The organism is Bradyrhizobium sp. ERR14, assembly GCF_014198235.1.
In the GTDB taxonomy this organism is placed as follows: Bacteria; Pseudomonadota; Alphaproteobacteria; order Rhizobiales; family Xanthobacteraceae; genus Bradyrhizobium.
The window spans coordinates 695,630-708,863 of the sequence record NZ_JACIHD010000001.1 but is presented as its reverse complement, the minus strand read 5'-3'; the positions used below and the strand labels follow the sequence as shown (position 1 = coordinate 708,863).

The 13,234-nt window shown below is 63.9% G+C and carries 10 protein-coding genes; 6 read left to right on the top strand and 4 right to left on the bottom strand.

Annotated elements, in window-relative coordinates:
• The first annotated feature begins 12 nt into the window (after positions 1-12).
• The 5 genes from GGD62_RS03495 to GGD62_RS03475 all read left to right on the top strand — a co-directional run bounded on the left by GGD62_RS03495 (position 13) and on the right by GGD62_RS03475 (position 4,691).
• Entirely contained in the window at positions 13-789 is a 777-nt protein-coding gene (locus tag GGD62_RS03495) for a TatD family hydrolase (RefSeq protein ID WP_183707068.1), read from the top strand.
• 13 nt (positions 790-802) lie between these two features.
• Entirely contained in the window at positions 803-1,600 is a 798-nt protein-coding gene (locus GGD62_RS03490) for an MBL fold metallo-hydrolase (RefSeq protein WP_183707066.1), read from the top strand.
• A 210-nt stretch (positions 1,601-1,810) separates the two neighbouring features.
• Positions 1,811-2,359 (top strand): TRAP transporter small permease, encoded by a 549-nt coding sequence (locus GGD62_RS03485; RefSeq protein WP_312014239.1) that lies wholly within the window; start codon positions 1,811-1,813, stop codon positions 2,357-2,359.
• Positions 2,360-2,361: 2 nt separating this feature from the next.
• Positions 2,362-3,675 carry a TRAP transporter large permease gene (locus GGD62_RS03480; protein ID WP_183707062.1) on the top strand — a complete coding sequence of 438 codons (1,314 nt, stop codon included), beginning with the start codon at positions 2,362-2,364 and terminating at the stop codon, positions 3,673-3,675.
• A gap of 38 nt (positions 3,676-3,713) precedes the next feature.
• Positions 3,714-4,691, top strand: coding sequence for a TRAP transporter substrate-binding protein (locus tag GGD62_RS03475; protein ID WP_183707060.1), 978 nt, complete (start codon positions 3,714-3,716; stop codon positions 4,689-4,691).
• A gap of 90 nt (positions 4,692-4,781) precedes the next feature.
• On the opposite strand, the gene GGD62_RS03470 is transcribed toward GGD62_RS03475, so the two are convergent.
• The 4 genes from GGD62_RS03470 to GGD62_RS03455 all read right to left on the bottom strand — a co-directional run bounded on the left by GGD62_RS03470 (position 4,782) and on the right by GGD62_RS03455 (position 10,754).
• A complete protein-coding gene (locus tag GGD62_RS03470) occupies positions 4,782-6,431 on the bottom strand; it encodes an acyl-CoA synthetase (RefSeq protein WP_183707058.1) in 1,650 nt (549 codons plus the stop codon).
• A gap of 21 nt (positions 6,432-6,452) precedes the next feature.
• On the bottom strand, positions 6,453-8,342 hold the full coding sequence (locus GGD62_RS03465) for a TRAP transporter large permease subunit (protein WP_179730469.1): 1,890 nt from the start codon (positions 8,340-8,342) through the stop codon (positions 6,453-6,455).
• Positions 8,343-8,357: 15 nt separating this feature from the next.
• Positions 8,358-9,389, bottom strand: a complete 1,032-nt coding sequence (locus tag GGD62_RS03460; RefSeq protein ID WP_183707056.1) for a TRAP transporter substrate-binding protein — start codon at positions 9,387-9,389, stop codon at positions 8,358-8,360.
• Between the two features lie 489 nt (positions 9,390-9,878).
• Positions 9,879-10,754, bottom strand: coding sequence for a ferritin family protein (locus GGD62_RS03455; RefSeq protein WP_183707054.1), 876 nt, complete (start codon positions 10,752-10,754; stop codon positions 9,879-9,881).
• 251 nt (positions 10,755-11,005) lie between these two features.
• Here GGD62_RS03455 and GGD62_RS03450 point away from each other — a divergent pair, with 251 nt between their 5' ends.
• Positions 11,006-13,231 (top strand): NosR/NirI family protein, encoded by a 2,226-nt coding sequence (locus GGD62_RS03450; RefSeq protein WP_246799996.1) that lies wholly within the window; start codon positions 11,006-11,008, stop codon positions 13,229-13,231.
• Positions 13,232-13,234: the final 3 nt, after the last annotated feature.

Below are 13,234 nucleotides of genomic sequence, written 5' to 3'. Positions count from 1 at the left end.
GACGTTTGCGCGATGCTGGTCGACAGCCACTGCCATCTGGATTTTCCGGACTTTGCGGAAGATCTCGACGGGATCGTATCGCGGGCCCGCGCGGCCGGCATCGGCCGCATGGTCACGATCTCGACCCGGGTGCGGAAACTCGATCAGCTTCTGGCCATCAGTGAGCGCTATGAGGACGTCTACTGCTCGGTCGGCACTCATCCGCACAATGCGAATGAGGAGGACGGGATCGCATCGGATGAGCTGATTGCGCTGACGGAGCATCCCAAGGTCGTCGCGCTTGGCGAAGCCGGGCTCGACTATTTTTACGACAACGGCTCGCCAGAGGCGCAGGCGAGGGGCTTTCGCGCCCACATCGCCGCCGCCCGCACCACCGGCCTGCCGCTGGTGATCCACACCCGCGAAGCCGACGAGGACTGCGCACGCATCCTGGAGGAGGAGGCGGCCAAGGGAGCATTTGGCGCCGTGCTGCATTGCTACACCGGCGGACGCGAGTTGGCGCTGAAGGCGGTGTCGCTCGGGCTCTATATCGGTTTCACGGGCATCCTGACCTTCAAGAAATCGGAGACCTTGCGGGCGCTGGCCGCCGAACTGCCATCCGATCGCATCCTGGTCGAAACGGACTCGCCCTATCTTGCGCCCGGCAAGTTCCGGGGAAAACGCAACGAGCCCGCTTACGTGGTCGAGGTCGCCAAAGTGCTGGCCGAAACGCGCGGCGTATCGTTTGACGAGATCTCGCGCCAGACCAGCGAGAACTTCTTCCGCCTGTTCTCGAAGGTGAAAGCTTGAAACCGGGAGCCGCATGACGCTGACGCTGACGATCCTGGGCTGCGGCTCCTCCGCCGGCGTGCCGCGCCCGGCGCTGGGCTGGGGCGCCTGCGATCCCAACAATCCCAAGAACCGCCGCCGCCGCTGTTCGCTACTGGTCGAGCGGAAGTCCGAGCACGGCACCACGCGCATCGTGATCGACACCTCGCCGGACCTGCGCGAGCAACTGCTCTCGACCAATGTCGATCACATCGACGCGGTGTTCCTGACCCATGAGCACGCCGATCAGACCCACGGCATGGACGATCTGCGTTCGGTCGTGATGCACATGCGCCGTCGTATCCCGACCTATTTCAACCTGTCGACCGCCAAGGACATCATGGCGCGGTTCTCGTATTGCTTCATCTCGCCGGAGGGCAGCGACTATCCGCCGATCCTGACGCGGCATTCGATCGAGGCGGGCGAAAGCCAGACCATTCTGGGGAAGGGCGGCGCGGTGACGATGACAGCCTTCCTGGTGCAGCACGGCGCCATTCCCGCGCTCGGCTATCGTATCGGCGATGCGGCCTACACACCCGACCTCAACGACATCCCGCGCGAGAGCTGGGGCGCGCTGGAGAATCTTGACCTCTGGATCGTCGACGGCCTCCGCTACACCAACCATGTCAGCCATTTCAGCATCAACGATGCGCTGTCCTGGATCGAACGGTTCAAGCCGAAGCGCGCGGTCATCACCAACATGACGGCCGATGTCGACTACGAAGTCATCCGGCAATCGCTGCCCGCGGGCGTCGAGCCCGCTTTTGACGGGCTGCGGCTGGAGACGCGCTGAACCTGCGGTAGAAACTCCCGCCACAAGCAGGCATAGTCCTTGCTTGCATCGGTTGCATCATGTTGATCTAACGTCTGAAAGACAGACGCTGGGCAAGGGCGATATTGAAGAGGATCGGCGGCGAGCGATATGTGACCGCCGGGTCGACTGAATCGCCTCATGTGAGATGGGGATCGCGTGGCAGGGGACGACGTAACGGCCGGAGGACTGGTGCGCCGAGCGCTGGATCTCCTTTATCTCGGGGCAGGCTACGCCGCCGGCGTCTTCCTGGTTGCGATCTTTGCAATCATGATGGCCATGTCGGTCGGGCGCCAGTTTGCGATCAACATTCCCGCCGGGGATGATTTCGCGTCCTGGTGCATGGCCGCGATGGCTTTCCTCGGCCTCGCGCATACCTTCAAGCGCGGAGAGATGATCCGCGTCGGCCTGCTGCTGGAACGCCTGCATGGTCGGACCAAGCAGATCGCGGAGATCGTGGCCCTCGGTATCGCCACCGCCTTCATTCTCTATTTCACCCGCTATGCCGTGCAGATGACCTACGATTCCTGGCGCTTCAACGATGTGGCGCAGGGCGTCGTCCCGCTTCCGCTCTGGATTCCGCAGCTCGGTTTCGCCGGCGGTCTTGCGATCCTGTCGATCGCGTTGATCGATGAGATGGTCAATGTCGTCGCCGGCTACCGGCCGACCTACGAAAAGGGCTCGCCGGACGAGACGCCGGATGAATTCATCGAGCGTATCTCGCAGGGCGGCGGAGGTTGACCATGGCCAATCTCGGCATGATCGAGCTGTCGTTCATCCTGCTCGGCGTCATGATCCTGCTGCTGGGAAGCGGCGTCTGGATCGCGGTCTCGCTCGGGCTCGTCGGTTTCGTGGCGATGGCGCTGACCACGAGCCTGCCGCTCGGCGCCGTGCTCGCCACCACCACCTGGAGCGCCAGCGCGTCGTGGACGCTGGCTGCGCTGCCGCTGTTCATCTGGATGGGCGAAATTCTCTTCCGTACCAAATTGTCGGAAGAAATGTTTCGGGGCTTGTCGCCCTGGGTTCAGTGGCTGCCGGGACGTCTGACCCACGTCAACGTGATCGGCTGCGGCATCTTCGCGGCGGTGTCGGGGTCTTCGGCAGCGACCTGCGCGACCATCGGCAAGATCGCGCTGCCCGAACTCGACAAGCGTGGCTACGACAAGGGCTTGAGCCTGGGCTCGCTCGCAGGCTCAGGCACGCTCGGCCTCCTGATCCCACCCTCGATCCCGATGGTGGTCTACGCGGTCACGGCGAATGTCTCCGTGCTGCAGGTGTTCCTCGGCGGCTTCCTGCCGGGCGTACTCGTGATGGCGCTCTATTCGGGCTACATCATCATCTGGTCGCTGCTCAATCCCAAGAAGGTCCCGCCGCGCGATCCGCCGATGCCATTCCGACAGAAGCTGCGGGAGTCGGCAAAGCTCGCGCCCTGTATGCTCCTGATCATGGCGGTCTTCTTCTCGCTGGTGCTGGGCTTTGCGACCGCCACGGAATGCGCGGCATGGGGCGTCACGGGCGCGTTGCTGCTGGCCTGGTGGAGCGGCACGCTCACGCGCAAGAACTTTCTCGAGAGCATCATGAGCGCGACGCGCCTGACCTGCATGATCATGCTGATCCTGGCAGGCGCAGCCTATACCACGGCCGCGATGGCCTATACGGGCATTCCTGCCGCGCTCGCCACCTGGGTCCAGGGGCAGCAGCTCACGCCGAGCATGCTCGCACTGTATTTGAGCATCATGTACATCATCCTCGGCTGCCTGATCGACGGCATCTCGATGATCGTGCTGACCGCCGTCATCGTGCTGCCGATGGTCAGGCAGGCCGGACTCGATCTGGTCTGGTTTGGCGTCTACCTTATCATCCACGTCGAGATGGCGCAGATCACGCCGCCGGTCGGGTTCAATCTGTTCGTGCTGCAGAACATGAGCGGGCGCGACACGTTCACCGTTGCGCGGGCGGCGTTTCCGTTCTTCATCCTGCTGCTGGCCGCCGTCTTCATCATCACGGAGTATCCGCAGATCGTGATGTTCCTGCCCAAGCTCGCCTTCCCAGACTGAGCGTACCGGTGTTTAAATTGACTGTGAGGAGAAGCCTGATGATGTCTCGTTTGTTTCGCGCATTCTTGACCGCCGGCGTGGTCGTGGCCGCGACACCCGCTTTGGCTCAGACCAAATGGAATCTGCCGGCAGCGTATCCCGCCGATAATCCGCACTCCGAAAACCTGGTCGCCTTCGCCAAGGACGTCGAAGCCGCCACGTCCGGGAAGCTCCTGATCACGGTCCATCCCGGCGCCTCGCTGTTCAAGGCACCCGACATCAAGCGCGCGGTGGTGACCGGGCAGGCGCAGATGGGCGAAGTGCTGCTCTCGATCCACGAGAACGAGGATCCGTTGTTCGGCGTCGACGTCGTGCCGTTCCTGGCGACCAGCTTCCCTGACGCAATGAAGCTGTATCAGGCCTCCAAGCCTGCAATCGCCAAGAAGCTCGATGCGCAGGGTCTCAAGCTGCTGTTCGTGGTGCCCTGGGCGCCGCAGGGCGTCTATGTCAACAAGCCGCTCGCATCGATCGAAGACATGAAGGGCCTGAAATGGCGGGCCTATAACGTCGGCACCGCGCGCATCGGCGAGCTGGTCGGCGCGCAGTCGGTCACGATCCAGGCGGCGGAACTGCCGCAGGCGCTTGCCACTGGCGTGGTGAATTCCTTCATGTCCTCGGGCGGCACGGGCTACGACGCGAAGGCCTGGGAGTCGCTGAAGTATTTCTACGACGTGCAGGCTTGGATCCCGAAGGACTACACCTTCGTCAACAAGGCCGCGTTCGAGGCGCTCGACAAGCCGACCCAGGAAGCCATCCTCAAGGCGGCGGCAACGGCGGAAACCCGCGGCTGGAAGGCCTGGCAGGACAAGAGCACCTGGTACATCGATCAGCTCAAGGCCAAGGGCATGACCGTCGAGCCGCCGAGCCCGGCGTTGAAGGCCGGCTTCCAGAAGATCGGCGAGCAGCTCACGGCCGACTGGCTCAAGAAGGCCGGCGCCGATGGTCAGGCGATCGTCGACGCCTATAAGAAGATGTGAGGACGACGAAGCCCTCCGTTCACCGCTTTCCGGCGTGTGGGCGGAGGTGGCTTCTGCGATATCGAGACAGCCTGCTCGTGACGTACCGACTTAGGTCGAGATCGCCTTCGCGGATCCGACCTCGTTGCGCAGCAGGAATTTCTGGATCTTGCCGGTCGAAGTCTTCGGGATAGGTCCGAACACGACGGCTTTCGGCGTCTTGAAGCCCGACATGTGGCTGCGGCAGAACGCGATGATGTCGGCTTCGCTCGCGCTGGCGCCGTCCTTCAGCTCGACGAAGGCGCAAGGCACTTCGCCCCACTTCGGATCGGGCTTTGCGACCACGGCGGCGAACAGCACGGCCGGGTGCTTGTAGAGGATGTCCTCGACCTCGACGGAGGAGATGTTTTCGCCGCCGGAAATGATGATGTCCTTGGAGCGGTCCTTGATGATGACATAGCCGCGCTCGTCGAGCACGCCGAGATCACCGGTGTGAAACCAGCCGCCCTCGAAAGCTTCCTTGGTCGCCTTCTCGTTCTTGAGATAGCCCTTCATCACGATGTTGCCGCGGAACATGACCTCGCCGATGGTCTCGCCGTCGCGCGGCACCTCTTGCAACGTCTTCGGATCGATGACGGTGACGCCTTCCTCGAGCGGGTAGGGCACGCCCTGCCGGCGCTTCATGCGTGCGCGTTCGGCGGGCGGAAGCTCGTCCCAGCCGGGCTGCTCGGCGCAGACGGAGGCGGGGCCGTAGACCTCGGTCAGGCCGTAGACATGGGTCAGCTTGATGCCGATGTTCTCGGCGCCTTCGAGCACCGCGACCGGCGGCGCGGCACCTGCGATCAGGCCGACGACCCGGCGCGCCGCGTTGCCTTTGGGCGCATCGGGCGCGTTGATCAGCGTGTTGTAGACGATCGGCGCGCCGCACATGTGGGTGACGCCGTGCTGCTTGATCAGCTCGAAGATCCTGGTCGGCTCGACCTTGCGCAGGCAGACATTGATGCCGGCGGATGCCGCGATGGTCCAGGGAAAGCACCAGCCGTTGCAGTGGAACATCGGCAGCGTCCAGAGATAGACCGGATGCTGGCCGAGATTGCCGGCAAGGATGTTGCTGACGGCGTTGAGATAGGCGCCGCGATGATGGGTGACGACGCCCTTGGGATTGCCGGTCGTGCCCGAGGTGTAGCTCAGCGCGATCGCGTCCCACTCGTCCTGCGGCAGGATCGCCGTGAACGCAGGATCGCCTTCCGCGACTGCGGCTTCATATTCGATCTCGCCGATGCGACTGCCGCCTTTGAATGATGCGTCGTCGACGTCGACCACGAATGGCTTTGGCCCGCTCATCTGCGCCAGCGCGTCACTTATGACGCCCGAAAACTCGGGATCAACCAGGATGATTTTTGCGCCGCCATGGTCGAGCTGGAATGCGATCGAAGGCGCATCGAGGCGGATGTTGAGCGCGTTGAGCACGGCGCCGGTCATCGGCACGGCAAAATGCGCCTCGTTCATCGCAGGAATGTTCGGCAGCATCGCCGCCACGGTATCGCCGACGCCAATGCCCTTGCGCGCGAGCCAGGACGCAAAACGCTTGCAGCGCTCATAGGTCTCCGCCCAAGTGAAACTGCGGCCTTCGTAGACCGTGCTGACATGATCGGGATAGACGGCGGCACTGCGCGCGAGGAAGCTGAGGGGGCTCAGCGGCACGTAATTGGCGGGGGTCTTGTCGAGGCCGATATTGTACTGGTTCTGCCGCTCACTCATCGACACCCTCCGTCAAACGCCTCAAAGGAATCCGATCGAGATCCACGGGAAGATCGCGACGATGATCAATCCCACCAGCAGCGCCAGCAGATAGCCCCAGATCGGGCGGATGCCCTCGGCCGGATCGACGCGTCCGATGGCGCAGGCGGCATAATAGCCGACGCCGAAGGGCGGGGCGAATAGTCCGATTCCCATAGCGAGAATGATCACCATGGCGTAGTGCACCTCGTGCACGCCGACGGCCCGGGCGATCGGAAACAGCAGCGGCCCGAACAGCACGATCGCCGGGATGCCCTCCAGCACGCTGCCGAGGATGGTGAAGGCCAGGATCGAGACGGCGATGAAGGTCGCCGCTCCCCCGGGCAATCCGGTCATGGCCGCCGCCAGCGAGCGCGAGAAGCCTGATTGGGTCAGGCCCCAGGCCATGCCGGTCGCCGTGCCGATGATCAGCAGAATGGCGCCCGACAGCGCGGCGGTCTCGACCAGCATCGGAAACAGCCGCGACCAGTCGAAGCGGCGGTATACGAGGAGGCCGACCAGGGCGCCATAGACGATGCCGATGGTGGATACCTCGGTCGCGGTCGCGATGCCCTCGACCACGGCGTAGCGGATCACGAAGGGCAGTGCGAGCGCGGGCAGGGCGATGACGAAGGTCTTGCCGATCTCGCCACCGCTGGCGCGGCGCACGTGACTCATGTCCTCGTGGCGGTAGCGCCACCACACCAGCATGCAGAGCGTGATCGCAAGCACGACGCCGGGCAGGAGGCCGCCGGTGAACAGGGCGGCGATCGAGACGCCAGTCACCGAGCCGATCGTGATCAGCACGAGGCTCGGCGGAATGGTTTCGGTTTGGGCTCCGGTGGCCGCCAGCAGCGCGACGAGATCGCCGGGCCTGGCGCCGCGCTGCTTCATCTCCGGAAACAGCACGGGCGCGACGGCCGCCATGTCCGCGGCCTTGGCGCCTGATATGCCCGAGACCAGGTACATGGCGCCGACCAGCACGTAGTGCAGGCCGCCGCGGACATGGCCGAGCAGGCTCGCCAGGAACGCCACCATGGCCCGCGCCATGCCGGTCATCTCGATCAGCAGTCCCAGGAATACGAACAGCGGCACCGAGAGCAGGATGAGGTGGCTCATGCCCTCGTCCATCCGCCCGACCAGCACCATGACAGGCGTGCGCGTGGTCAGCGCGAGATAGCCGAAGATCGCAAGGCCGAACCCGAACGCAATGGGAACGCCGGCGAAGACGCAGAAGCCGGCGACGCCGACGAAGAAGATGACGAGGTTGAGATTGCCGAGCGGCCGCAGCAACGGCTCCGCCAGCCAGAACAGGCCGATGATGACGGCAACGCTGACGACGGCAGCTGCGACCATCCGGTAATCGGCCGCGCGCAGCAGCCGCAGCAAGGCAAAGGCCGCCATCAGCCCGATGCCGGCCGGCAGCGCGGCGGCGCGCCACATATTGGAGATCTGCAGCGCCGGCGTCGTGATGTAGCTTTCCTCATAGGCGTAGTCGCAGGCGGGCCAGACGATCAGGACCAGGAACGCCAGCGCCGCTGAGGTCGCGACCAGATCGAGATAGGCCCGCATCGCAGGCTTGGCGCTGGCGACGACCGCCGTCATGCGCATGTGCTCGGAGCGGCGGAACGCAACCGCCGCTCCCAGCATGGCGAGCCACAGGAACAGGATCGAGGCGAGCTCGTCCGACCAGATCAGCGGCCGGTGCAGGCCGTAGCGGGCGACCACGCCGGCAAACAGGATCACGATCTCGGCGACGACCAGGATCGCCGCCGGGATTTCGACGACGAGACCGAGCGCGCGCTCGACCGAACCCAGCACGGAAGGTCGGCGAGGGGACTGAAACGCCGCCTCGCCCGCCACTGCGGTCACCTCGACCTCGACATGAGCCATGATGGCCCCAACGCGTTACGACAGCTTGCCGACGGCCTTTTCCAGGAGGTCCCAGGCCTGGTCGCCATACTTCCCCTTCCACTCAGCATAGAAGCCGGCGGTCCGCAGCTTGTCGCGGAACGGCGCCACCGTGGGCTGATTGAAGGTCAGGCCCTTGGCCGCGAGCTCCTGCTGCAGATTGGCATTGAGCTTGGCGGTGTCTTCACGCTCCTTGACGGCAGCGGCATTGATGTTCTTGGCGACGATGGTGCGCACGTCCTGCGGCAGCTTCTCCCAGGCTCTGCGGTTCGCCAGGAACCAGAAGCCGTCCCACATGTGATTGGTCAGCGAGCAGTATTTCTGCACCTCGTAGAGCTTGGCGGTCGAGATGATCGCCAGCGGGTTCTCCTGGCCTTCGACGATCTTGGTCTGGAGCGCCGAATAGACCTCGCTGAAATTGATCGAGGCGGGCGCCGCGTCGAACGCCTTGAACATCGAGGTCCACAGCGGCGACACCGGCACGCGGATCTTGAAGCCCTTGAGGTCGTCAGGACCGGTGATCGGCTTGCTCGACGAGGTGGTCTGGCGGAACCCGTTGTCCCAGATCTTGTCCATGACCTCGAGGCCGGCCTTCTTGATCTCGCCGCGGACATGGACGCCGAGGTCGCCGTCCATGGCCTTCCAGACCGTGTCGTAGTCCGGGAACGCGAAGCCGATGCCGTTGATGGACGCCGCCGGCACCAGGGTCGACAGGATCAGGCCGGACAGCGTGAAGAACTCGACGCCGCCCGAGCGGATCTGGCTCAGCATGTCGGTGTCGGACCCGAGCTGGTTGTTCGGGAAGATCTGGAGGTCGAACTTGCCGTTGGTCTCGGTCTTGATCGCCGCCGCCATCTCCTTGGCGCGTACGTTCAGCGGATGGGTGTCCGGCAGGTTATTGGCGTATTTGTAGGTGAACTCGGCGCTCTGGGCGCGGGCCACATGGGGCGCACCGATGCCGCCCAGGACCGCGGTCGCGGCGGAGGCCTTGAGAAGCGTGCGTCGGGAAAAGCGCGTTGAAAAGACCATGGGTCTGCTTCCTCGGAAGGTTTGTTGTTGTTCTGAGATGCAAACCTATACGGACGGAAGGCCTGAAGGTCATCTGCGATCTCGCGAGGCCTCGCTTATTGCAGCCGGACAAGGTCCCGGCAATATCGGCTTTCGCAGAGATGGGCCGGATTCAAAATCTGAAAAACAACCCCATGCACAGTAGCCGTCGAGACCCGGAGCGGCGTCGCGGCCCGGACTGAAAATCGCGCTTGGGCGAAGGTGCGGTGGCAGGAATTGCGGCTAAATATTTGATCTGATTGTATATAAAGATATTCCATAATATATCTTATGCGAATTATGGATTAGGCTACGGCCCCACGTGACCTGCCGATCGGATCTCCGCCTGAACTGAGCGCCTATCGCCAAACCTGTGCGTCTTTTCCACCAGTGAAGGACGTGCGGCCACTGCCCCGGCCGAGCGGCTATGCGGCTCTGGTGTGCAGCAGCTCTCAGGGTGCCGTAAGCGCGTCAGTCCGCCGAAAGCGATCGCAGCCAGGCCAGCCGCGAGATCGCGCGCTCGGCAAGTTGCTGCAGGCGTTCGAGATGGGCCGCGTCGCTCGACCGCTCGGCGCCGTCGAGGTAGCCGTCGACCAGGGCCTCGGCGATCTCCAGTGGGCCTTTGCGCTCCATGGACGCCGGAAAGCTCCCGAGGCCCACCGTGGCGTCGGCCATCTCGATCGTCTGCTGGCGAATGTCCTGGGTCCGGATTGCTGCTGGCCCGCTCAGGCGTCGTTCCATGTCGCTGAGCTGCAGGACCAGGCGAAGCTCGAGCCTTTGCGCATCAATTTGCCGCAGAGGCACGGACGATGCCTCGGCGCCGCTCCGTTCGTGCTCGCGATGATAGGCGCGGCGCCTCTCCTTCCGCAGCGTCGCGACATGGCCGAGCTCTTCCTTGGCCATTGCCTCGGACGCCTTCTTGATATCGCGGTCATCGGAATAGGCGGCGAGATAAGACCAGAACGCAAAGGCGCGCTCCTCGTTGCGGACCGCCATCGCGAGCGCGCGGTACGGCGTCATCAAGCGCGACGTTTTGACCTCAGCGGCGGATTCCGGGGCGAGCGTTTCCGGCGCCTCCCAACGCACCATAGCGGGATCCGGGATCTTGCCGCGCCGAGATTGCGACCACCGCGTGACGCTGTCGACATGCTCGCGCTCGGCGGCGGCGAGCTTCGCGAACACGTCTGCGAGATCATCCTTGCCCTGTTCGCGCATGTCATCAGCAAGAGCATCATACCTTTTGGCTGCCTCCTGCTCCATTGCATGCGCTAGCGCAAAGAGTTCGTCGAGCGACTGCAATACACCTGCGGGCTCAGCGCTCAGCAATGAAGTGCGCAGGAATGGCATGGCAAGGACTCCAAATGCAGGCTTCTGATTCAGCTCAGCGCGAATACAAATATTTTCGCTGGCCTTGACAGATGTGGGCACGCGCGATGACTTTGACACGTCAGCGGCGACAAATCATCGAAGAAGAATCTCAAGGCACGCGCGTCCCGGTGGGTCGCGCAGATCGCATTTGAACCGATATGTTGAAGCGACCGGATGACGATACCGCCTTCACAAGGCGTGCGGCGCTAGCGCTTGCGGGCTTGCTGCTGATGTGTCTGGCGTACGTCTCGCCCGCATGCGCCGCCGGTGACTTACCAGCATACCTGCCGAAGCTTACGCCTGCCGAATTTTTCCCGGATGCGGATCGTTTCGGCCCGCCGCAAGGCGATCCGCCCATCGTACCGGTGTACCGCGGCGATCAGCTTCAGGGATTCGTTTTCCTCAACTCCGATTTTGCGAACTCTGTCGGGTACTCGGGCAAACCGATTCACTTGCTTGCCGGAATTGATCCGAAGGGCGTCATCACCGGGATCAAGCTCGTCGATCACAAGGAGCCGATCGTGCTGGTCGGCATTCCGGAGGCGCGCATCGTCGCCGCCATGAACTCCCTGATCGGCAAGGACATGAAGCCTGTCGCAAGTGGTGCCGAGAAGCCGCCGCAGGTCGACATCGTGAGCGGCGCGACCGTCACCGTGCTGGTGATGGGTGACAGTGTCGTCCGCGCCGCGTCCAAGCTCATCCGCGGCGGACGCATCGGCGGCGGTGACGGCGCGGCGGCTTCGGCCGCCCTTCCCCCTGTCGTCAAGACGCTCGATCTCGGGCGCAGTGAAGTGCGCGACTGGGAGAGCCTCGTCGGCGACGGCTCGGTGCGCCGGCTTCATCTCGGCATCGGCGACATCAACGAAGCCTTTGCGAAGTCCGGCAGCGCCGCGGCGAGCCAGTATCCCGAACCGGGTGACGCGAGCGATACCTTCATCGACCTCTACGTGGCACTGGTGACCGCGCCCACGATCGGCCGCAGCCTGCTTGGCGAGGACGGCTATCAGCGGCTGAAGGACAGCCTGAAGCCCGGGCAGCAGGCCATCGTCGTTGCCGGCAACGGCCCCTACTCGTTCAAGGGTTCGGCCTATGTCCGCGGCGGCATCTTCGATCGCATCGAAATCCTGCAGGAAGGCAACAGCACCCGCTTCCGCGACCGCAACCACACCCGGCTCGGCGCACTGGACGCGGTCGGCGCGCCCGAGTTCAGGGAAATCGGCCTGTTCGTCACCCCGCCTGAGTTCACCCTGGATCCGACGCAGCCGTGGCAGCTTCAATTGCTGGTGCAACGCAGTCTCGGCGGCCGCGACAAGGCATTCCTGACTTTCGATCTCGGCTATGCCCTGCCCGACAGCTATATACGCCGCGAGCAGCGTGCGGTGACGGTACCGGAGAGCGCGGCGCCTCCGGCCTCGCAGCAGGCCAACGCTGCGGCCGCACCGCCCCCGGAGGCGGACGAACCTCTGTGGATGCGGATCTGGCGGTCGAGCACCGTCTCGATCGGCATCACCGCGTTCATGCTGGCCGTCCTCACCGGCATCTTCTTCTTCCAGAACCTGCTGGTGCGCCGACCGGTGTTCTACACCTGGGTGCGGCGGGGATATCTCGCCCTCGTTCTGGTCTGGCTCGGCTGGTACGCCAACGCGCAGCTCTCCGTCGTCAACGTCGTCACCTTTACCAATGCGCTGGTGACGGGTTTCCGCTGGGAATTTTTCCTCGCCGCTCCATTGATCTTCATTCTGTGGGCTGCAACGGCCGGCGGGCTTCTGTTTTGGGGCCGAGGTCCGTTCTGCGGTTGGCTGTGTCCCTTTGGCGCGCTCCAGGAGCTCACCAACACGGCCGCGAAATGGCTGAGGGTGCCCCAGATAACGGTGCCGTGGGGGCTGCACGAACGGCTATGGCCGATCAAGTACATCATCTTCCTCGGTCTGTTCGGCCTATCGCTCTATTCGGTCGACATGGCCGAGCGGTTCGCCGAGGTCGAGCCGTTCAAGACCGCGATCATCCTGAAGTTTTCGCGAAGCTGGCCGTTCGTCGCCTACGCAGTCGCCCTGCTCGTCATCGGCCTCTTCATCGAACGCTTCTTCTGCCGCTACCTCTGCCCGCTCGGCGCCGCGCTCGCGATCCCCGGCCGCATCCGGACGTTCGAATGGCTCCGCCGGTGGGAAGAATGTGGGTCACCCTGCCAACGCTGCGCCAAGGAATGCCCGGTGCAGTCGATCCATCCTGAGGGGCACATCAACGTCAATGAGTGCATCTACTGCATGCATTGTCAGGAGCTCTATTACGACGATCACCGCTGCCCGCACATGATCCAGGTGCGGCTCAAGCGCGAGAAGTTCGCGGCGATGTCCTCGCCCGCGATGCGCCCAGGCGGCAAGGGTCCAGCGACCGTCATCACCGCCGGCGGCAAACCTGTCGGCGTTTCACCCGTCGCGACTCCACCCCCAAACTGAACC

Coding starts and splice junctions, on each gene's coding strand:
- GGD62_RS03495 (WP_183707068.1), top strand. CDS start 13: ATGCTGGTCGACAGCCACTGCCATCTGGATTTTCCGGACTTTGCGGAA.
- GGD62_RS03490 (WP_183707066.1), top strand. CDS start 803: ATGACGCTGACGCTGACGATCCTGGGCTGCGGCTCCTCCGCCGGCGTG.
- GGD62_RS03480 (WP_183707062.1), top strand. CDS start 2,362: ATGGCCAATCTCGGCATGATCGAGCTGTCGTTCATCCTGCTCGGCGTC.
- GGD62_RS03475 (WP_183707060.1), top strand. CDS start 3,714: ATGATGTCTCGTTTGTTTCGCGCATTCTTGACCGCCGGCGTGGTCGTG.
- GGD62_RS03470 (WP_183707058.1), bottom strand. CDS start 6,431: ATGAGTGAGCGGCAGAACCAGTACAATATCGGCCTCGACAAGACCCCC.
- GGD62_RS03465 (WP_179730469.1), bottom strand. CDS start 8,342: ATGGCTCATGTCGAGGTCGAGGTGACCGCAGTGGCGGGCGAGGCGGCG.
- GGD62_RS03460 (WP_183707056.1), bottom strand. CDS start 9,389: ATGGTCTTTTCAACGCGCTTTTCCCGACGCACGCTTCTCAAGGCCTCC.
- GGD62_RS03455 (WP_183707054.1), bottom strand. CDS start 10,754: ATGCCATTCCTGCGCACTTCATTGCTGAGCGCTGAGCCCGCAGGTGTA.
- GGD62_RS03450 (WP_246799996.1), top strand. CDS start 11,006: ATGTGTCTGGCGTACGTCTCGCCCGCATGCGCCGCCGGTGACTTACCA.